Origin of the sequence: Pedobacter sp. MR2016-24 (assembly GCF_026239655.1) — a bacterium.
Taxonomy (GTDB): domain Bacteria; phylum Bacteroidota; class Bacteroidia; order Sphingobacteriales; family Sphingobacteriaceae; genus Pedobacter.
Genome location: NZ_JAPIVO010000005.1, coordinates 290592 through 310266, shown reverse-complemented (window position 1 = coordinate 310266; position 19675 = coordinate 290592). Strand labels below are relative to the sequence as shown.

Sequence of the window (19675 nt, the reverse complement as noted above, 5' to 3'; positions counted from 1 at the left end):
CATTATGAAGGATTCCATCAAGAATAACAGGAAAATGAAAATAAAAAGATATTTATCAGTGCTGCTGCTCATGACAACAAGCATTTCCGCTCACAGTCAGCTTAACCCTATGGGAAGCCTGTATTATCAGAACCAGTACCTTGCAAACCCGGCGTTTGCCGGTGTTGCAACAGGATGGGAACTGAATGCCGGATATAAGGGGCAATGGAGCAATACAGAAGGAGCACCAAAAATGCAGGCCGTAACAGCTACTTACGGTTCGGAAAGTAATAAGGTTGGACTGGGATTGAATTTCTATAATGAAAAGGCCGGTCTCATTCAGCAGACCAGTTTTAAAGCCACTTATGCTTACCACTTACCACTAAACGGCGAGTCCAGTTATCTCGACTTCGGTTTATCTGCCGGACTCACCAATGAGTCGCTCGATATGGCTATGTTAAATGGTAATTCCGGGGACGTAGTGCTGAGTAATTTCAGGGATCGGAAAGCTTATTTTGATGGTGATTTTGGTTTGGCTTTCCGGAGTAGGGGACTTACTGTGCAGGCAGCGTTGCCAAATATGAAACGTTTTTTTGACTCCGATCCTGATCCGGACAGGCCTTCAGTAGATCAGCCACAGTATTATGCTGCTGCAAGTTATAAACTGATTAACGACAATGCAGCGATAAATAGTCTGGAGCCAAAGGTGGCTTACCGGAGTATTAAAAACTATAACGGTATAATTGATCTGGGATTAAATGCTATGTTTTTTACTGATAAGTTGACCCTGACAGGTGTTTACCATACAACTAAGAGCATAACAGCTGGTATAGGTACTACTTATCAGAAGAAATTATCGATCATTGTATTTTATACGACTAATACTGCTGCCATGCAGAATTATAGCAACGGTGAATTCGAAGCAGGGTTGAAATACAGCTTCTGATCATTCTCTGGTTCAATATATTTTTATGTAAACCCGGTAAGAAATTGCCGGGTTTTTTATTGGTCTGCCTCCAGAGATCTGAGGTCGTTAATCAGCAAAATAACTCTTTTTGTTTTCTCGTCCAAATTTTTGACTGCCACATGCAGCATCTCTAAATACTCCTTATCAACCTCATATTTCTCTTGTTCTATTAAGTACATCATGCCTAAAATAGAACATACTGGTCCCCGGTATTCATGAGAATGAATTTCAGCTATTTGTGTAAGCAGGCGATTTTGTGCGATAATCTTTTCTTCATCGGTTTTGCGTTTCGTGATGTTGCGCGCAGTAAATGATACACCCATGATCTCACCATTTGTACCAGATACCGGTTCAAACAACGCATCCCACCAGATCCGGTTTTCCGGATCTCCGTAAGTACGCATTTCCAACTGTCTTCTTTCTCCTTTCAGTGCGTAATTGAAATTAGTCATGAATGCCAGATTATCTGCTTCAGTTAAATAGTCTGCCGTAAATGAGCCATAATTCATTTTCTTGCCGGTATGCTCTTCAATATGCGAAAAAGCCGAGCGGTTAAAATCAATGATATTACCATCAATTCCCAGGTAAACATATACATCAGTCATGCTTTCAAAAAGAGACCTTAGTTTGATCTCATTTTTACGTCCTTTCTCTCTTTCACAGTTAAGCAGTTCATAACTCGCGGTAAGCTCTTTATGGCGAATCTTAGCCTCCATCACGCTCATGACATGTCTGGAAAGTATCTTCAGCATTAGTTTTTGCTGACCGCTAACCGTACGGGGTTTATCATCCACTACACACAGTGTGCCTATCCGATGGCCCTGGCTGGTAATCAACGGGGCGCCGGCATAAAATCTGATTAATGGTATGTCAGTAAATTCTATAGATTCTGACTGTGCTCTGCTCGGCGTAACATCGCCCACTACAAAAAGCCGGTTGCTTTTAATAACCTGAGTACAAAAGGACAATTTGCGCGGATATGATTCAAGTTTAGTACCCTGTTTTACACGAATATAAACGGTATCATCATCTATCAGCGTGACCATGGAAATTGGAGCGTTGAATACTTTTGATGCAATTGAGATAGTGTCTTTCAGGTCCTGATCGTTTAAATCCAGGGCCATGAAATCCTGTACTGCTTTTAATGTCCCCTGTTCTTCCATAATAACCTTATATGAAAGATAAACAATGGAATTAACATTTGGTTAGTTAAGGGAAACTTAGCTGAAAAGGGTAACATTCATGCTTTAACAGTAACTAAATCTTTTCATCCAATTTGGATGAACACACTAATTTATCAGTGTGTTTTGTACCGTACAGTTGAATTTTAGGCTTTTAAGCGTGGATTTAACATTTGTAATTATTCTGTTACTTCTGGGAGTGTAAGACCCATGCTATCGAAAATATTAATGAGCTGATGATTTGACATTGGTTTAGACATGAAATCTTTTACATTAGGAAAAGTCCGGGCCTTATCAATATCATTCTGGAATATAGATGAGGACAGCATATAAACCGGTATCATCTTTTCTATACCTAACTTTTCATATTCCACAAGGAATTCCCAGCCTGTCATGATGGGCATATTGATATCCAGAAAGATTAAATCAGGCAGCGCCAGATTTTGGCTATTTTGTTTTTTGAGGTGTTCAATGGCAAGTTCGCCGTTAGACATAGAAATAATTTCTAACAGGTAACCTGTCTTTTCAATTAGTTTTTTAATAATGAATATGTTAATAGCATCGTCATCAATGACCAGCAGCTGGAACGTAGATTTCATAATTTTTCAGTTAAGGCTTATCTGAGTGCCCCGTGGTGTGGGGACATGATGCCTAACAACCTGTTTTTATAATTGTTTGATTTATATCCCTAACAGGATATTTAACGTATTGCGCTAAGAAGACCATAAGTTTCAGTTGTTGTTGCGGAGGACAACCCCCCAGTTGAAATTAACATACGGATCATAAATAGATTATTTATTTTGTGCACTGATTTACAGTATTTTAATTAAATTAGTTCTGGGGCATCGCTGATTTTTATAAACAATAATTAAAAGAGATATGAAGAATATAGCACTTGCTTTTTCCGGAGGTGGTTTCAGGGCTGCGGCGTTCTCCTTAGGCACCTTGTCTTATCTTGATCACATTCCTTACCTGGATCAGCCATTATTGGAGCAGGTAAAGTTTATTGGTTCCACTTCGGGCGGCAGCATTACCAATTTAATGTATACTGCTGGCTTATGTGCTGATGAGCCTTTCAATATCATTTATAAAAAGATTTTTTGTGCGATGGAAGGGGAGAAATTGCTTGGACGCGTATTTGAAATTCTTAATGACAATCAATTGTGGCAAAAGCGTAAGGATAAAAGCATCAATCTGATTAATGCTTTTTCGATGGCATATGACGAAGCAAATATGTTAGGGGGAAAGACGTTTGGTGAGTTGTCAGAAAATATAAAATATACACATTTAGATGAAATTACGGTGAATGCCACGGAATTTACCAATGGCATCAGCTTCCGCTTTCAGAGCCAGCATGGTAATCCCTCGTTCCCAAAAGGCAGAGTGGGCAATAACTATATTAATTTTAAGAGAGATCAGCTGGAGGTTGCCGGATTGATGAAACTTAGCGACCTGCTGGCCTGTTCATCCTGTTTCCCGGGTGGGTTTGAGCCTTTTCTTTTTCCGGAAGATTTTACCCATAAAGAGCTGAATACTAATGTGCTGTTGCGCGCCATGCAGTATAAGAACAATCCCTTTAATCCACCTCAAAAGGAAGAGGAGCAGGAGAAAACGACAAGATTTTTCCTGATGGATGGAGGCATCGCCGATAACCAGGCCATAGAGAGCGTGCTCCTGGCCAATAAACGGAGACAAAAAAATAACCGGCCTACATTTGATCTCATTATCGCTACGGATGTGACCAGCTATTTTATGGATGGTTTTGATCTTCCTGAAGATGATGACCTCGCCGGCTCAGGAAATACTGGAATAAGTCCGTTATTTATTAAACGTGCATTATTTGTTGCAGGATGCTTTTTCCTAGTGTTGGTTGCCCTTTATTTTACGCCTTACTGGAGAGACTGGATGTATTTGCCCGTGATTCCAGTGGCGCTGTCTTTAGGTGTATGGCTCTATCTCAGCATCCACTTTGCGGCTGCCGGTAAAAAAGCCAAACGGGATAATGATACCTGGCTGATCGTGCTCCTTAAATACGGCGGTTATTTCACGCGACTAAAGATGAACGTTTTAAAGTTTATGATTATGGCCCGCTTAAAGTCGGTATTACTGCTGGCAAATGATATCTATCTGAAGCAGATCAGGCGCCATTACTATAATATGGTATATCGTGATCCGGATCTGTCTGGTCTTTTTATCAGCAATGCCATTTATGATTTGAGTTTGGTGAAACAGAAGGCCTCTGCAGATAAAGATCTGGTGCAGGTGATGGGCTTTGATAGTCTTAATGATGCCGAGGATAATCAGATCCCTGCACCATCCACTGCACTTAAAAAAGTAGCAGAAAGAGCAAGGCTGGTCCCCACTACACTTTGGTTTGATCTCAACAACCCTGATCAGCAGCTCAGGGAAACGATTATTGCCACGGGGCAGTTTACTACTTGTTATAATTTGCTTAAATATTTAATCAGGCTTGAGAAAATCAGCAAAGCATCACCAATGGGAGAAGCTCTGCCATTTGGAGAGGACTTAACAGCACTTAAAAATACGATGGCTGCCGACTGGAAAAAGTTCAATGAGGATCCTTATTTTATGTTGCCGGTAATCACACAAGTTAATCCGTGTTAGTATTGCTGTACAGTGGATTATCCAAAAATAGGGACATTTGTCTGTTTTAAATTTCTCTTAGCGGAAAAGATCTACTGCAAATAATAGCTAAATAACGACGAATAATAAAATTTCCTGATTAAACTTGCTTTTTTTGAATCTCCAAAGAGTTGCCATTGTATTTTTGCTATTTCAGACACAAATCTGGCAGTATTGTTGTTAGGACTTGTATTTATTTCAACATAATAAACAACACTTATGGCTTCCAAAGCAAAAAGCACTTGTTCATTTCAGTCCTGCACTCCGGCAGGTAATTCCCTGTTCAAATATAGTTTTCGATTTGTAACACATACAGATAATGGTGGTACAATTTTTCAATACAATTTATAATTCATGGAACTGAGAACAAATATCCAGATCGAAATTGATGGCGAGCAGGTGCTGCATTTTAATTCTTTCACGCTTTCACAGAAATTTAATGAACATCATAGTTTTGAACTTACTGTTAACTACGATGCCATTGAACAATCCGGATCACACAAGCTGAATGAAGCCCAGAAATGGGTTGGGGCTGTGCTGATCTCCAGCTTTGATAACGGAAAGAATAACTTTCGGGGAATAGTCTGTGAAGTTGGATTAGTACAGAATCATGGTCTCCGGTCAAACATTGTAGTGAGCGGTTATTCCTGCACCATCCTTATGGAAGGTGGTGCTGCAATTACTTCCTTCAGTGATATGAACCTGCAGGATATTGCGGCAAAGGTAGCCAGTCCCGCATTGTCTGGTTACGCCGAATTAAAAGCTAATACGATTTTTAAAGGAGTGATCACTTATCAGACGCAATTCAAAGAAAGTGATTTTGCATTTCTGAACCGGTTGGCCACAGAATATGGAGAGTGGTTTTATTATGATGGTACTTCCCTGTGCTTTGGGAAACCCGGGAGTCAGACTGAAGTATCTCTTGTGCTGGGACAGAACTTATCGTTGTTAAACTCCTCGTTGCGTGTCCTCCCGACCCAGTTTTCTTATTACAGCTATAAATCTAACGAGGACCTGCTGATTGATGAACATACCAGTACGGATAATGAACCTGCCAACGGGTATGCTGCCGTAGCAAGCAGCCGTTCCAGGGAATTGTTTAATAGCAAACCAAACCTGCCGGTAAAACCAAGGCCAGAGAATAAATCACAGCTTTCTACCTTTATCAAAAATCACCAGGCAGGCGTAATTGCCGGCCTTACTGATGTAGCAGGACAGAGTACCCTTGCTGCCCTGGCTATTGGCAGCATTGCTGATATACATGTTTCCTTAAAGGATGGTCTGGATAGTTTTAAAAAAGAATCTGTAGATAAATATCTTATCACAGAGATTACGCATTATATAGACGGTCTGGGTCGTTATACGAATAACTTTAAAGGTATCCCAGCAGATGTGAAAGTAATCCCTGTAGCTAATGTCGTGGCGCCGGTAGCAGAGTCGCAGATTGCCACTGTGACTGATAACAAGGACCCTAAAAATCAGGGCCGTGTAAAAGTACAGATGCTCTGGCAAAAGAATAACAGTACGACCGACTGGATCCGTGTGCTGACGCCCGATGCAGGAGGCAGCAATGTGCTTACACAGAACAGGGGGCAGGTTTTTATCCCGGAAACGGGCGATCAGGTGATTGTGGGTTTCAGGTATAATGACCCTAACAGGCCATTTGTGATGGGCAGTATTTTCCAGGGCAGCACTGGTGCGGGAGGTTTTGCGCAGAACCATATCAAGAGAATTTCTACGCGAAGCGGCCACATTATTGAATTTGACGATGAAGAAGCTACGCAGGGCATTAAGATTACGGACCATCATAACAATATCATTCACATCGATACCAAGAACAATAATATTACGGTTACGGCGATAGAGACCATGACTTTCAATGCGAAAAATCTGGAGATACTTGTACAGGAGAACATGAATGTAAACGTGGGTAAAGACATGAACAGCCAGATCTCTCAGAATAATAAAACCACTGTAGGTAAACAATCTACCTTGCTCGCTCAGAATATTGAAGAGCGTGCAGATCTCGATATTATCAGTACAGCCAAAAAAGTTGAGAAGACTGCAGATGTAGTTACGATCAATAGTAAAGTAGAGAATCTGACCATGTATTCCGGTAAGTCTGTGGTATCAAAGAGTGTAGAAAAAAACAAGCTTTTTTAATTCTAACCTGACAGCAAATGGAACTGCCTTTTAATCACCACGGTCATGTGCTGAGCAATACGCTAAATTATCGTCCTTCAAACCTGAACAGGACTTATGGTGTAGTTTTTAATACTGCTGACGGCGATAAGAAGCTGGAAATACACTATGAGCTCACTGTTAAATTACTAAACAGTCCCCATGAAGGCTACCTGTTATTTGAGGTGGTTAAAAAGGATATTTATATCGACCATAAAATGCCCGATCTGATGATTGATCAGCTGAATGCGGCCTGTGGCAAAGTACTTTATCCACTGAATGTGCTGACTGATATGAATGGTGTGTTTAAAGGTGTCCACAACATCAAAGCCATACTGGAACGCTGGAAGGAACTGAAGCAAGAACTTTTGAGGTATTACAAAGGAGACAAGGCAGAACAGGTAATCCGCAGTATGGATGGTGCGTTAAATAACAGTCGCCATTTTCTCACATCCCTGGTAAGAGACCAGTTTATGTCACTTTATTTTGCAGACGTGCTTGCGGTTCATCGCAAAATCGGGGTAGACCAGTTCGATATTCCATTTTCTGTTATGCCTTACCAGCAGCCATTACAATATAAAATACGGCAGATTTTTGATGACAGTATTACTGATAACGGTACAGTGAGTTTTATCAGGCAGGGAATCTGCGTGGATAGTCGCAGTGCAGAAGATATTGCTGCCGGAAGGCCTGTTGCGATGTCTGCCGAACTAATGAATATTCATACGCCACTTACAGGTACGCTGCACTTAAAGTATTCCATTTATACAAAAGATGGCACTATCAATTCCATTACCGGAAATGTGAACGTCGATTTTGGCGATAGACTAAGGCAGGTAAATCTGCAGATTTATCATTTGCGGGAGAAAGACATAGCCGGGGAGTTCTTGTTGCCTGTAGCAGAAAATAAAACCGAAGAACATACAAACGTGAAAAAACGCAGTGGTTTTTTCTCTTTTTTTAATTGATAATTATGAGTGAGAAACATCTGGTATGCCAGGGTGGGATCTGTATGTGTAAATACGGAACTGCACCTGATAAATTTAAAGTTATTTCGCAGAAAAAACATTTCATTAATGATGAACAAGGCAGTGAAAAGCCACTGGGCAATACCAAAGATATTGGTCAGCCCTTCGAGGCGAAAACTTTCGGCAGCTGTAAAAAGATGAACAATAATCCCTGCAAGCCCGCTATTACCAAATGGACAAAATTTTACGAGAACGTGGTGCTTGATAATGGCGGGAAATTATTGCTGGAAGATAGCAAAGCGATCTGCTCGGTTGCTGGTGATCCCTGTGTCGAATTTACTTTTCATGGGCAAACAGCAGCAGTTTCCAGTAAAAGTGCCGACAAAGCAGATCCTGACGTGTCCTCCAATCTTAATCCAATGATCAACGTGGCAAAGATGGATGATGAATATTTAAATTTTATGCTTGAACGAGCAGACTAAATATAAGCAAAATGCGTAAAATTAAGGATGTAAAGGTAACTATCAATTCGGGCAATGGATCTGTAAATGCCAGCAATCATCTGGTTATACTTCAGGAAGCAGGGATGTTTACTGTTGAGGTAACTGAAGAAGACGTATATGATCCGAATGAAATTATTATAACAGCGAAAGCAAGACCTAAGAAAAAAGGTGTTAAACCTGCTGAGCCAGTAGTACCTAAAGAGGCACCAGTAGCAGATACGGACTGGGTTTGGTCTACAATTAGTAACAGCAACCTTGAAAGCCGGAGTAAAAATGCCGGTCTCACTGGCAATAAGTTGAGTTTACGATTCCCAAAAGTCCTTGAAGGCGGTGGTCTAGCCTGGCTGGAACCATTTATTGGCGGATATCAACCGACCAACAAAATTCCAAACGGTTATTATATTTCTGCTAAAGGCGAAGCAAAAATACTGGATATGGTATGGCGTGAATACAGTCCGACATACGAAGGTAAAATCATTAATGGAAGTGTAAAGAAATTCAACGACACCGTACAATTGCATGTATATACGCAGGGATTATTTGGTCGTGATATTAATGTTGGACTGATGGACAATGGCTTAATCAGAGATGATGCACTGAATGTTTATAATCGTGGCGCCCAGATGTTATCCTCCTTTTTTACCGCCGAAGTAAGGGCCTATAAAATGCTTGGTGATGAGAAAGGGCTGATCCTGGTGAAGGATACGATGACCAACCAGACTAATAATCAGGCAGGAAATGAGCAGAGTGATTATTTTGTGCAAAAAGCTGTATTTGATGTTTATATAGATCCCGTATGGAAACAGATTGGCAAAACGCTCGAAATCTATTCCAGGATAAGGATTCCGGGTAACAGTGTTGAAACTGTCAATAAAAAAATCTTCATCGAAGTTGAAGGTGAGGCAGCCAATAATTCTGCACTTAGTATGACCGGGAATACACCGGTACTGGTAGATGAGGTTCCTACAGAAATTAATGCTTTTGCACCCTGTAAGTATACTGCTGTAGTACTTCGCATACCTGAAAAAGATGAAACAACCGGGAAGGACATAGAAAAGGCGATCTTTCTTTATAAACAGGATGTTGCCAGTTTACGGACGCTCAGACATTTTGAAGTGGTGACGGGTGAAACCCAGGGGCTTAAAAAGATTACCCTTCAACTCAGTGATCTGTCAACATTGGAGAGCGATTGCTCCAGACCTGCAGGCCAGAAGCATAAGGGAAATGTGCTGAAACTGCTCAGCTTTCCTGAAGCGCGGGGAGATGCGAAAAACATTAAAAAAGCTGAAAAAGAAGTCAAAAGTCCCTGGGAAAATAGTACCAAGGGAGGCTTTAGTATTTTTGGTGCAGGTAGTAGTACCACCAAAATCTGGGGTGCCGATTCCGTATTGGAGGTATTAAGTCATACTGATTATGAGATTAGTTTTAATTCCAGGTTCATATATGACAGGTCGCCCATACTGCTCACGAACATAGAGATGCCATGGATTTTGAGGTATTTCTGGATGTCAAACCGTGTAGCGGGGAAGCCCTATATTATTTCGGCAAGCACTTGTCGCCATGACCAGCAGATCAAAATTTATCCTTATCCGGACGTAGTATGGGAACTGGCACTGGAATTTAAAAATACCAAGATTAAAAAGACTTTAGTGACTTCTGCGACCTATAACCAGTCGGCCGCAGACAAGAAGAAAAAGTTTAAAAGCGTTGGCGACAGGGAGCTGACTCTCGCATTGCATGCCAAATGGGATGGTGGCGAGAAGGTAGACCTGACTGAGAAAGTCTGGGAAAGCATCGAAACTAAATTTGAAAAGCTGATTGCTGTAGTGGACATTGTGAAAAGTATTCTATCGGGTTCCAGGAATGGTCAGGATCCAAATGCTGCTCAGCCTACAGCCTCCCAAAGGCGTAAGATGGATGAGCTGAAACGTAGATTTGAAGCCGATAAGCTAAAAAATGAGCGCAATGATCTAGAGGCAGAAAGGCAGGAACGATATTATCAGGATAAGCTGAGGACATTATGGGATAAAGACAAAGATAGTCCTGAATATCGGAAGGCCGCGAAAGACGTAGCCAACCTGCAGCGCCGAACCCACAAAAAATTCCCCAAGCTGAAAAGAGATGTTATAGGAATGGAAGTAGAATGGCCCAGCATAAATGTTGCAGTGGGCTGGAGCAGGGTGAATACCAGTTCCAAACAGGCCGATGCCGTAAAAAATCAGACAGGTATTTTGCTTACTGGTAGCATTGAAGCCAAACCGCTGATTTCGGTATCCGTATTCCTGGATTTTCTGGCATTGGTGCAACGTGCACATCCTATTGCACTGGCCGTTGTAGCTATAGTTGATGTAGCGCTGAGTGCATTAAGTGAAGATAATGCCATTACCTGTGAACTTCGTGCTACCGGTAGTGTGGGCGGAAAGCTGGAAGGCTTTTTAAACACACTTACGGGTGAAAATTCGCTGAGCCCAAAAGACAGGAAGGCTAATAATAAACCCGGTATCACTTTTACCGGTGACCTTGAGCTGAGTTTACTCATTCAGATTAATGTACAAGTGGAGCAGGATTATCTTTTTGTGAAGGTGCAGGGGGGGGTGGATGCAAGTATGAAAGCTTCCGCAAAAGTATCTGCAAGGGCGATAGTAGATTCTGACGAAAAAGGTTTTTATACCAAATTTTACAGTACATTCGAAGGGCTTGAAATCGTAGGAAAGGCGAAGATACAGGGAAGTATATCAGGGAAGATTCCAAAGCGTCAGCCTGAACCAGGCGCAGCTGCATCTACAGCTGTACAGCCCAAAGATGCCAGTCTGGCCAAAGGTGAATTAGAACAAGGTATCAAATGGCAGGCTATTGATAAACAGGACGAAGTAGAATTGGGAACAATCCATTTTTATCCGGATTAATCACAACATCAAAAATGAAGAGAATATTCGTTTATTTACTATTAGGCAGCTCATTACTGTCATGTGCACAAAACAATAAAAAGATGAACAACCCATCCATACCAGATTTATATAAAGAAGTACAGTTTAAAGACCAGAATACAAATTACAGAGCTAATGTACAGGTAGGTGCCTGCAATTTCAGTCTCCTGATCAACGATGTGCCGATTGTACAGTATCTCGAAGAATCAAGCGGTACCTTCAATACCACTTCACCCATCAATAACGTTATCCTTAAATCCGGTAAACAGACCTACAAACTTATTTTATATCCTGGATATAAGGACGGGCAGCCTGCAACAGCCCTTTCTGAAAATGTATTAGTAGATATCAATATTGAGGGTTTCAGGTACAGGGGATACGCTGTGGAAAAAGTAGTTCCCCCAGTATCACTCGTTAATATTTCCGCTAAGCAACAAAATTTTAAACAGGCTGGTCAACCTGTAGCCATATTTGAAGGCGTGTTTGATATTCAGGTGCCTTATGACATCACGGGCTGGTCCGAAAGTCAGGATTTGCGTAAAGAAGATCCTGATGCATTACTAAAAGAGATCCTTGCAGCTTATAAAGAATTTGGGGATATTGTTACCACCAAAGATTCCGTGCGCCTCAGCAATCTGGTCTATCAGAAAGAAAAAGATTATGCGCAGGCCCTGTTCTTAGATCAGGAGGGGACGAAAAAGCAGTGGGACACTTACAGCAGCATTCTGCATGCGAAGAAACTCGAAATGGAACCCATAGAAAACTATAAGCTGAAGTTTTACGGTAAAGGTCGACTGGTTACTTTGGAGCGGATTGATTATCCTTATGCGGGGCAGCCTGCATTACGTGCTGATGTAACCGATGCACAGGGTGAGGAATACACAGAATACTATTTTTACTATCTCCATAAAAAGGCAGGTAGTAATAAACTTGAACTGATCCATTAATAATACCCTGACGCCATTCTCTTGAAAAAGTATTTTTCATTACTGCTACTGCTTGTTTCATTGTCTTTTACAGGTTATGCAGCTTCAGTTTTAGACAGTATCCCCAATCCTAAAACACAGGGTAATAGTTATGTAAGTGATGCTGCTGCGTTCCTTCGACCGGAAACCATTCACAAAACGGACAGTATTCTGGCGCAGCTTAACCGCGAAAAAAAAGCCCAGGTTGCTGTGGTGCTGGTTAGTTCTATTGGTCGCGCGGTGCCAAAAGATATTGCTACCCAGCTGTTCAGAAAATGGGGATTGGGTGATCAGGTCACTAACAACGGGCTTTTGATCCTGCTTGTAAAAGACCAGCGTAGGATAGAGTTTGAAATAGGCTACGGGCTGGAAGGTATTTTACCTGACATTATAACTCAGCGGATACAGCAGGAGGTTATGATACCCGCGCTGAAAACGGGTAATTATGATGCCGCCGTTCTTGAAGGAGTGGTGCGTATTGCTGCCACATTTACGGAGTATGATCAGCAGGTGGCAAGCGCCGGTGCTGAAAGTGATAATGCCGGGGCTGCGGACCAGCAGGATCCACGCCTTATTTTTGTGATCCTGCTATTGGTTGTTTACCTTATTGCTATTTCTTTTTATGCGGCCTTCACGCCAAAAAAAGGAATGTTTAAACAGTCACCCTTATTATTGCGCTTATTCATGATTTTCGGCCCGATGCTGCTGGTGGTCTTACTCGCTGCATTTAGCCCGGTAAAAATCAATTATTGGGTTGTATTACTACTCATATACCTGTGCTGGGCAATTTATTATAGTTATAACATTCCCGTACGCCAGCGAAAAGGGATTAAAAAAACTTCCGGAACCGGCAGAAATAAAAGCTATGAGGCTCTCCGGGATGCTACAACAGACGATGGTATTTATGTGCTGTTATTTCCGTTTCCTGTATTACTATTTCACTATTTATCTGTCCGTAACCAGTTAAGTGCCATTCGTTATGCACCTTTTAAGGCGGATCAATGCAAAGGAGTGATGTGGCTTGTTAAAAAAGACCGAAATGCATTGCTGTCAGAAACAGAACAGCTGGAAGAAAAATTGGGCGGTTTGACTTATGACATCTGGCAATGTGATCAGAATGATTTTGTTGTGAAGCTACCTTACACGGAAGCTGGCGATAAGGTATGTTTTTGTAAGAAGTGTAAGAACTATACGGCTGTTCGTGTGAAACGAACCGTGGAAATAAAAGCAAGCACACGCCATGCGGGTTCTGGATATAACGATTATGTATGTCGTAATTGCGCAGCGGTGTTCAATCAGGATTTTACCCTCGCAAAAAAACTTTCCGGCACTTTTACCACAAATAATGGTAGTAATTCGCGTAGTAGTTCCGGCAGTAGTTCTTCCGGTTCCGGAAGTTCATCTTCCGGCGGTAGCTGGGGAGGAGGCAGTTCCGGTGGTGCAGGTTCAGGTAGTAACTGGTAATATAGCTCCTGCATTAGAATGGCGTTAAAAAGCTGTACTGACTAAATTAATAAATTTGTCAGTAAAATTAAATTATGTATATTTTTTTTATAAAATGTGCGGTTATTGCCTTATTTTGCAATTCTATCATATATATATTAAAGTAGATCTATAAGAATAGAAAAATATGTATAATTATTAACTCATCAGCCTCGAACCAAATTATGATACAAAAAAACATCACTAAAGATATTTTATTAGGAGTAGCAACAGGAGACGCACTAGGAGTACCTGTTGAATTTTTGTCCAGAGAAATTCTTTCAGTAACTCCGGTTTCAGGCATGCTGGAGTATGGCTCTCATGATGTTCCTAAAGGAACTTTTTCTGACGATTCGTCTTTAACCTTTTGTTTGGCAGAAGCATTAACTAAACCCTTTCAGTTGATGAATGTTGCCGATAATTTTGTGAGCTGGTTAAATGATGATTATTGGACGCATGGTGGTAAGCTCTTTGATGTAGGCATTGCTACACAAAAAGCGATCAGGAATCTGGCGAATGGCGTGCATCCGGAGTTAGCGGGCGGGAATGGGGAAGATGACAATGGTAACGGCTCACTGATGAGAATTCTTCCGTTGGCTATCTTCCTGAAAGATAAACCTGTTGAAGAACGATACAGAATAGTACAACAGGTTTCATCATTAACACACAGGCACATCCGTTCTGTTATTTCGTGTTTTTATTATGTGGAATATGCGCTGGGCCTGATTGACGGGACGGATATCTTCACTATTTATGATAACCTTAAACAATCCGTTTTCAGATTCCTGGCCTCAATCAATGTAGATCAGCAGGAAATTGAACATTTAGACCGTTTATTAAAAGGAGATATTTATACACTCGCTGAAAAAGACATCCATAGCAGCGGTTATGTGGTTCATACGTTGGAAGCAAGTATCTGGTGTCTTTTAACTACCAGTACTTATGCCGACGCAGTGCTGAAGGCTGTGAACCTGGGTTTGGATACTGATACTACTGCGGCTGTTACAGGGGGGCTGGCCGGGCTGCTGTATAGCTATCAAAGTATACCAAAAGAATGGCTTAATGAACTGGCAAGGGTGAAGGATATCGAAGAGCTGGCAGATCGTGTACAGAATTTTCAGATTCCTTCATTGTCTATGTCTGACGTTTAATATTCAATTTCATCATTCGTTTGCTGTCAGTATAAAACAAACGAATGATGAAGCTTACCCTATTTTTTAGGGATTTGATTCCAGACGAATTAGTTTTTAGACAGTATTTTTATCCGATTAGCAGCATGTTGATTTCCCGGATTAAGCGACAGAGATTTTCTATAATTCAGGAGGGCATTTTTGTTATTGCCCTCTAATTCCAGCATTTCTCCCAGACTGTCATACGTATTCGAACTTTTGGGAAACAGCTTTGTATTTAGCGTAAAAATAGATAAAGCTTCTTTTGGTTTTTTCTGACTGAGCAGTTGATATCCCCAATCGTTCAGTTCGTCTTCATCAAATTTCAGTACGGTATCTTTCTTTAACAAGCTTGCTGCAACCCGATCAGCATTTGAAAATCCTTGTTTCAATAGTTCAGTTCGTAATTTAGTCAGGGCAATTGATAAACCAAAACCATTAGCGGTGTGCATATCTGGAATATAATAACCTGCTATTTCATCTATAAACTGTTCAGGATTGGAACCCATTAAATTGGAAAGGACGATTATAGAAAGATCATCTTTTAAATAAATGAATAGTGCTGATCTGCCGCCACCTACAGGTCCAACAGCAGGGTGATCTGCACGTGTTACAGTAGGCCAGCCTAAACCATAGCCATTATTCAGTTTGTTGAAACCATCAATTTTGCCATTATTTAAGACAGCAGGCGTCCACATGCTGTCGATACTGGCTTTGTTTTTTAACAGCTTTCCAGACTCTAATGCAATGATCCAGTTGGCCATATCCGTTGAAGTAGATAAAATACCCGCTGCTGTTCTAAAAAACACAGGAAACTGCATATAGCCAATGCCTGGAATTTTGTTTTTTATAAAACGGTTTCCCACCTGCCTGTTCATCGTATAGGCACCAGCATAATCAGGTATCACGTCATAAGAATCACCAAAGCGCGTCAATTTCATTCCTGCAATTTTGAATTGCCTGTTTTCTATAAATTGAGTAAAATGCATACCACTTAATTTAGTGATGATTTGTCCCAGTAACACATAACCCGTTTGGTTATAACGGAATTTGTCGCCCGCCTCAAATTCAACCGGCAACTTTTTTACTTCATCCAAGGCCAGGTTCTCGTCTCCGTGCCCCATTACCTGTTCTTCTGCATCTAAAATATCCGGCAGGCCGGAGGTATGTGTTAAGACCTGCTGTAGTGTGATCTTTTGCCAGGCTGTCGGCAAGCTATCCAAATAAAGAGATAAAGGATGGGTGATTTTGAGCTTGCCCTCTTCGGCTAACTGCATAATAGCTACGCCGACAAAAGCTTTGGTAATTGAATTTACTGAAAATATGCTTTCAGGTTTTGCTATGATATTATTTTCAAGATTGGCAATTCCATAGGTAGTATTTTTAATAATCTTTCCCTCGCGGACGACTGCTACCTGCAATGCGGGGATATGTCTTTCCTGCATTTTTTGCTTTAAAAATAGGTCTACACTGTCGGCGGTGTTTAATTGCTGTGCTATAGAAAAGATCGGATTTAAGCCAAAAAGCAGTAAAGTGAAAGCAGTATTTTTTAGGTTCATCTGTTTTATATTATATCCTATTGACGCTCCTGACGGAAATAGGTTACAGAGAAAGATAGAATTTGTTAAGTTTTTGATACCTTATCATCGTTTTTAGAAATGGCAGCCCAAAAATTAATTATTTAATGGAATTTAGAACAGCAGAAACAACTGACATCGCACAGATGCAAGTTGTGAGACATCTGGTCAAAGAAAATATGCTCAGCAATCCAGATCTGGTTACTGACAAAGACGTTGCTAAATACATTACAATAAGAGGAAGAGGATGGGTATGTGAGATCAATGGCAGAGTTGCGGGGTTTGCTATTGTAGATCTGCAGCATAAAAGTGTATGGGCACTATTTGTTGATCCGGAGCATGCAGAGAGAGGTGCGGGTAAAGAACTGCATCGCTTGATGATTGAGTGGTATTTTGAGCAAACTAAAGATACTGTTTTTTTGGGAACAAGTCCCGGCACCCGCGCAGAACGTTTCTATGCATTACAGGGATGGAAAAATGTTGGAAGTTATCCCAATGGAGAAATTAAGTTTGAACTGAGCTATCAGGACTGGATCAGAAATGGATTAGCCGGTCGATCAAAATAAATGCTATTGTTACGAAAGAGCTGCATTTAGCACTCAGACTATACCTCACGAATACTCACAGCTGTTTTTCAGGGCAATTCTTTGAAAAACAAAGCGTTGCCTAAAATGGTAAACATTGTCAGGAATTTGTTGTTGTTACCTCAGTAAGATTGGTGATCATCAATATTTATTCGTAAAATTTAAAACAATGGCTTTCAAAGCAAGGTTAAATTTTTCTGTATATCTGCTAATGAGCTTTTTTATCGCTTGTATATTACTTGTTTTATGCCCGGGGTGTAAACCTGAAAAAAATCAGGAATCAAATAATGAGTTGCTTATCAGGAATCATGTTACAAGCAAATCAAAAGAATTCGATCCTCCGCAATCCTTTATTCTTGAGCTTAAATCAGCCGCAACAACTATCGTATCCCTAGAGCTTATGCAAGTATACGCTGTAAGGGGGACGACGAAAATATTTTCCGGCAGGGTTTTAAAAAGCTATAAGGGAGGGTTGGTAAAAGGCAGCTTATTACAATATGCAGGAATATCTGAAAAGAATTACTCCGCAAATCCTTCAGATACACTGATCGTATTTTTAACCCGGCACCCGAAACCCCTGTTAAATGTAAATAGAAATCATGTTTATTACAGTACAGTTGAAGACAATGCCATAATTAAACCTTATACAAAACTCGATAGCTTATTAAGATAAAAATCAGTTCACCCGAAGAAGATATAATTTTAAACAAAACATGTATGGATAAAATTGAAGAAGGTATAAACCTGATAGCATTCGATCCGGAAGATAACGGGGTGGACGTGACAATGAAGCTAAAAAAGCTGAGGGAGGATATGTATGTCATATCGCCCGGTGAGGGTGGAAGTACAGTTCTCAGAATTTGCATCGAAATTGATCAAACAATTTTCTTTATGACATGCTTCTTATGGAGAAAGGGATTAGTCGATTGTTTTGACCTACATACTGAATTAATTAGAAACAATAAATAAAATATACAATGAACCGGAAGCTTATTTTTTCCCTGGCAGGATTATTAATTATGATTGGTGCTGTTGTCAGCATATGCTATGACAATGATCAGGAGAAGCTGCTAAAAATCAACATACCGCTAATTGTGTTTGGCAGTTATTTTATGGGCACCTTTCTGGTCTCGTACATATTCGACAGAATCATCACCGGTGCCCGTGAAAAAGGTTTGCACATGGTGAACCCTTACCAGCTGTTGATCCGTATAAATCCTTACATCAATTGGTTTGTATTTGGCTTTTTTGGTTTTATCTGTACACTGACCATTTTACTTCTGCTATTTGTGGCTTAAAATTTAAAAATGACGGTTTTTACGGCTACCCTAAAGTGATGACTGGCCAAGCTTAAACTAGATGGTCATCTTTGCCATGTGACAGATGGGCCATATTTGGCTAAAAGTTAAATTATCCAAACTTTTTCAGATAGCGTCTCTTTTTAGGGTTTGATCAGATATTAACCAAATAGAGCAATCACATGATATTGAAGAACATCTACAAAATGGTGCGGGACTCAGGAGAATTCCCGGCACGTATACGAGCGCGACATAAAATATTCTGGTCGGATCCACTTGCTGAGGACGTCAGGAATGATAAAATGGATAAAATGGATCCTTTAGAGAAGTGGATGGACGTACCTAACTGGCAAAGAAAACTGTCAAACAAATTTAATGCAAGAGAATTTGCTAAGATGCAAGGCTGTCAGGTGCCGGATCTTTATTGGAAAGGCAGGGATATTGACTCGATCGACTTTTCATCTTTACCTGCACAGTATGTAATCCGGCCTACTATTGGCCATTCCGCTAATTTGGTGTACTTAATGAAAAATGGCTTAAACCTTTTTGACAACAAGACATATACTCCAGATGAGATTAAACAGGATTTAAAGAAAGCGATTAACAATGTTTCTCATCTGGAATTTCTTTTCGAGGAATTTGTACAGACAGAAGCAGGGGAGTATACCATTCCTAATGATTACAAATTTTTGTGCTTCCGTGGTGTGATTGCTTCTATAGCAGTGATTGATAGAGTAAGTCCTAAACTCGGATATAGCCGTTTTTATAATGAAAACTGGCAAAAGATGAAGAAGATACATTTTAAATACCCCGGTAAGGAAGAGCTTCAGCCTCCTTTATGTTTTAATGAGATGCTTTCGCATGCAAAGAAGTTGAGTAAAGCTTATGGCATCTTTGTGCGGCTTGATTTTTTTGCCACGAATAAGGGGCCTGTATTTGGTGAATTTACACCTACCCCTTCCATCGGCAAGGGTTTTACACCATATGGTAAAAAGTTGTTGCTTGCTTACTGGGATAAATACTGTCCGGGACTCATATAACATTTGGAGATCTTCATTGAAGTCGTCATTAAGATCGTCAAAATTGACTAACAAATGATGCCACATTATGGTTTTCAATTACGTAAACCCACATTTCTATTTCTTTAAAAATTATATGTTGAAAACTATTTGAAATTAAATTGCTAATCTAATGATAATAGACTTATATTAGTTGAATGAAGTACAAAATACATATAAGATAAATAAGATA

The 19675-nt window shown here is 40.5% G+C and carries 17 protein-coding genes; 14 read left to right on the top strand and 3 right to left on the bottom strand.

Annotated features, from left to right (window positions below):
• Nucleotides 1-4 precede the first annotated feature (4 nt).
• Nucleotides 5-925 carry a PorP/SprF family type IX secretion system membrane protein gene (locus OQX62_RS15380; RefSeq protein ID WP_265832474.1) on the top strand — a complete coding sequence of 307 codons (921 nt, stop codon included), beginning with the start codon at nt 5-7 and terminating at the stop codon, nt 923-925.
• Between the two features lie 56 nt (nt 926-981).
• Here OQX62_RS15380 and OQX62_RS15375 read toward each other — a convergent pair whose 3' ends face one another.
• Both OQX62_RS15375 and OQX62_RS15370 read right to left on the bottom strand, forming a co-directional pair.
• Nucleotides 982-2109 carry a GAF domain-containing protein gene (locus OQX62_RS15375; protein WP_265832473.1) on the bottom strand — a complete coding sequence of 376 codons (1128 nt, stop codon included), beginning with the start codon at nt 2107-2109 and terminating at the stop codon, nt 982-984.
• 197 nt (nt 2110-2306) lie between these two features.
• The gene (locus OQX62_RS15370) at nt 2307-2726 is read right to left on the bottom strand and encodes a response regulator (RefSeq protein ID WP_265832472.1); all 420 of its coding nucleotides are present in this window, start codon (nt 2724-2726) and stop codon (nt 2307-2309) included.
• A 280-nt stretch (nt 2727-3006) separates the two neighbouring features.
• On the opposite strand from OQX62_RS15370, the gene OQX62_RS15365 reads away from it, so the two are divergent.
• The 8 genes from OQX62_RS15365 to OQX62_RS15330 all read left to right on the top strand — a co-directional run bounded on the left by OQX62_RS15365 (nt 3007) and on the right by OQX62_RS15330 (nt 14947).
• A complete protein-coding gene (locus tag OQX62_RS15365) occupies nt 3007-4752 on the top strand; it encodes a patatin-like phospholipase family protein (RefSeq protein WP_265832471.1) in 1746 nt (581 codons plus the stop codon).
• Nucleotides 4753-5124: 372 nt separating this feature from the next.
• Nucleotides 5125-6933, top strand: a complete 1809-nt coding sequence (locus tag OQX62_RS15360; RefSeq protein ID WP_265832470.1) for a type VI secretion system Vgr family protein — start codon at nt 5125-5127, stop codon at nt 6931-6933.
• 17 nt (nt 6934-6950) lie between these two features.
• The gene (locus tag OQX62_RS15355) at nt 6951-7919 is read left to right on the top strand and encodes a hypothetical protein (RefSeq protein ID WP_265832469.1); all 969 of its coding nucleotides are present in this window, start codon (nt 6951-6953) and stop codon (nt 7917-7919) included.
• A 5-nt stretch (nt 7920-7924) separates the two neighbouring features.
• Nucleotides 7925-8401 (top strand): DUF4280 domain-containing protein, encoded by a 477-nt coding sequence (locus OQX62_RS15350; RefSeq protein WP_265832468.1) that lies wholly within the window; start codon nt 7925-7927, stop codon nt 8399-8401.
• Nucleotides 8402-8412: 11 nt separating this feature from the next.
• Complete coding sequence (locus OQX62_RS15345; protein WP_265832467.1) at nt 8413-11328, top strand: hypothetical protein; 2916 nt, start codon at nt 8413-8415, stop codon at nt 11326-11328.
• Between the two features lie 14 nt (nt 11329-11342).
• A complete protein-coding gene (locus tag OQX62_RS15340) occupies nt 11343-12296 on the top strand; it encodes a hypothetical protein (protein ID WP_265832466.1) in 954 nt (317 codons plus the stop codon).
• Between the two features lie 21 nt (nt 12297-12317).
• A complete protein-coding gene (locus OQX62_RS15335) occupies nt 12318-13778 on the top strand; it encodes a TPM domain-containing protein (protein WP_265832465.1) in 1461 nt (486 codons plus the stop codon).
• A 203-nt stretch (nt 13779-13981) separates the two neighbouring features.
• The gene (locus tag OQX62_RS15330) at nt 13982-14947 is read left to right on the top strand and encodes an ADP-ribosylglycohydrolase family protein (RefSeq protein WP_265832464.1); all 966 of its coding nucleotides are present in this window, start codon (nt 13982-13984) and stop codon (nt 14945-14947) included.
• A gap of 89 nt (nt 14948-15036) precedes the next feature.
• On the opposite strand, the gene OQX62_RS15325 is transcribed toward OQX62_RS15330, so the two are convergent.
• Complete coding sequence (locus tag OQX62_RS15325) at nt 15037-16524, bottom strand: serine hydrolase domain-containing protein (protein WP_265832463.1); 1488 nt, start codon at nt 16522-16524, stop codon at nt 15037-15039.
• A 125-nt stretch (nt 16525-16649) separates the two neighbouring features.
• On the opposite strand from OQX62_RS15325, the gene OQX62_RS15320 reads away from it, so the two are divergent.
• From OQX62_RS15320 to OQX62_RS15300, 5 genes are all read left to right on the top strand, one after another.
• Nucleotides 16650-17108, top strand: a complete 459-nt coding sequence (locus OQX62_RS15320) for a GNAT family N-acetyltransferase (protein ID WP_265832462.1) — start codon at nt 16650-16652, stop codon at nt 17106-17108.
• A gap of 187 nt (nt 17109-17295) precedes the next feature.
• Nucleotides 17296-17799: a hypothetical protein gene (locus tag OQX62_RS15315; RefSeq protein ID WP_265832461.1), complete on the top strand. Its 504-nt coding sequence runs from the start codon at nt 17296-17298 to the stop codon at nt 17797-17799.
• 44 nt (nt 17800-17843) lie between these two features.
• The gene (locus tag OQX62_RS15310; RefSeq protein WP_265832459.1) at nt 17844-18095 is read left to right on the top strand and encodes a hypothetical protein; all 252 of its coding nucleotides are present in this window, start codon (nt 17844-17846) and stop codon (nt 18093-18095) included.
• Between the two features lie 8 nt (nt 18096-18103).
• Entirely contained in the window at nt 18104-18424 is a 321-nt protein-coding gene (locus OQX62_RS15305) for a hypothetical protein (RefSeq protein WP_265832457.1), read from the top strand.
• A 182-nt stretch (nt 18425-18606) separates the two neighbouring features.
• Nucleotides 18607-19464 carry an ATP-grasp fold amidoligase family protein gene (locus OQX62_RS15300; RefSeq protein WP_265832456.1) on the top strand — a complete coding sequence of 286 codons (858 nt, stop codon included), beginning with the start codon at nt 18607-18609 and terminating at the stop codon, nt 19462-19464.
• Nucleotides 19465-19675 lie beyond the last annotated feature (211 nt).

Excerpts from the sequence above, each read along its gene's own strand:
- OQX62_RS15380 (WP_265832474.1), top strand. The coding sequence starts at position 5 with ATGAAGGATTCCATCAAGAATAACAGGAAAATGAAAATAAAAAGATAT.
- OQX62_RS15375 (WP_265832473.1), bottom strand. The coding sequence starts at position 2,109 with ATGGAAGAACAGGGGACATTAAAAGCAGTACAGGATTTCATGGCCCTG.
- OQX62_RS15370 (WP_265832472.1), bottom strand. The coding sequence starts at position 2,726 with ATGAAATCTACGTTCCAGCTGCTGGTCATTGATGACGATGCTATTAAC.
- OQX62_RS15365 (WP_265832471.1), top strand. The coding sequence starts at position 3,007 with ATGAAGAATATAGCACTTGCTTTTTCCGGAGGTGGTTTCAGGGCTGCG.
- OQX62_RS15360 (WP_265832470.1), top strand. The coding sequence starts at position 5,125 with ATGGAACTGAGAACAAATATCCAGATCGAAATTGATGGCGAGCAGGTG.
- OQX62_RS15355 (WP_265832469.1), top strand. The coding sequence starts at position 6,951 with ATGGAACTGCCTTTTAATCACCACGGTCATGTGCTGAGCAATACGCTA.
- OQX62_RS15350 (WP_265832468.1), top strand. The coding sequence starts at position 7,925 with ATGAGTGAGAAACATCTGGTATGCCAGGGTGGGATCTGTATGTGTAAA.
- OQX62_RS15345 (WP_265832467.1), top strand. The coding sequence starts at position 8,413 with ATGCGTAAAATTAAGGATGTAAAGGTAACTATCAATTCGGGCAATGGA.
- OQX62_RS15340 (WP_265832466.1), top strand. The coding sequence starts at position 11,343 with ATGAAGAGAATATTCGTTTATTTACTATTAGGCAGCTCATTACTGTCA.
- OQX62_RS15330 (WP_265832464.1), top strand. The coding sequence starts at position 13,982 with ATGATACAAAAAAACATCACTAAAGATATTTTATTAGGAGTAGCAACA.
- OQX62_RS15325 (WP_265832463.1), bottom strand. The coding sequence starts at position 16,524 with ATGAACCTAAAAAATACTGCTTTCACTTTACTGCTTTTTGGCTTAAAT.
- OQX62_RS15320 (WP_265832462.1), top strand. The coding sequence starts at position 16,650 with ATGGAATTTAGAACAGCAGAAACAACTGACATCGCACAGATGCAAGTT.
- OQX62_RS15315 (WP_265832461.1), top strand. The coding sequence starts at position 17,296 with ATGGCTTTCAAAGCAAGGTTAAATTTTTCTGTATATCTGCTAATGAGC.
- OQX62_RS15310 (WP_265832459.1), top strand. The coding sequence starts at position 17,844 with ATGGATAAAATTGAAGAAGGTATAAACCTGATAGCATTCGATCCGGAA.
- OQX62_RS15305 (WP_265832457.1), top strand. The coding sequence starts at position 18,104 with ATGAACCGGAAGCTTATTTTTTCCCTGGCAGGATTATTAATTATGATT.
- OQX62_RS15300 (WP_265832456.1), top strand. The coding sequence starts at position 18,607 with ATGATATTGAAGAACATCTACAAAATGGTGCGGGACTCAGGAGAATTC.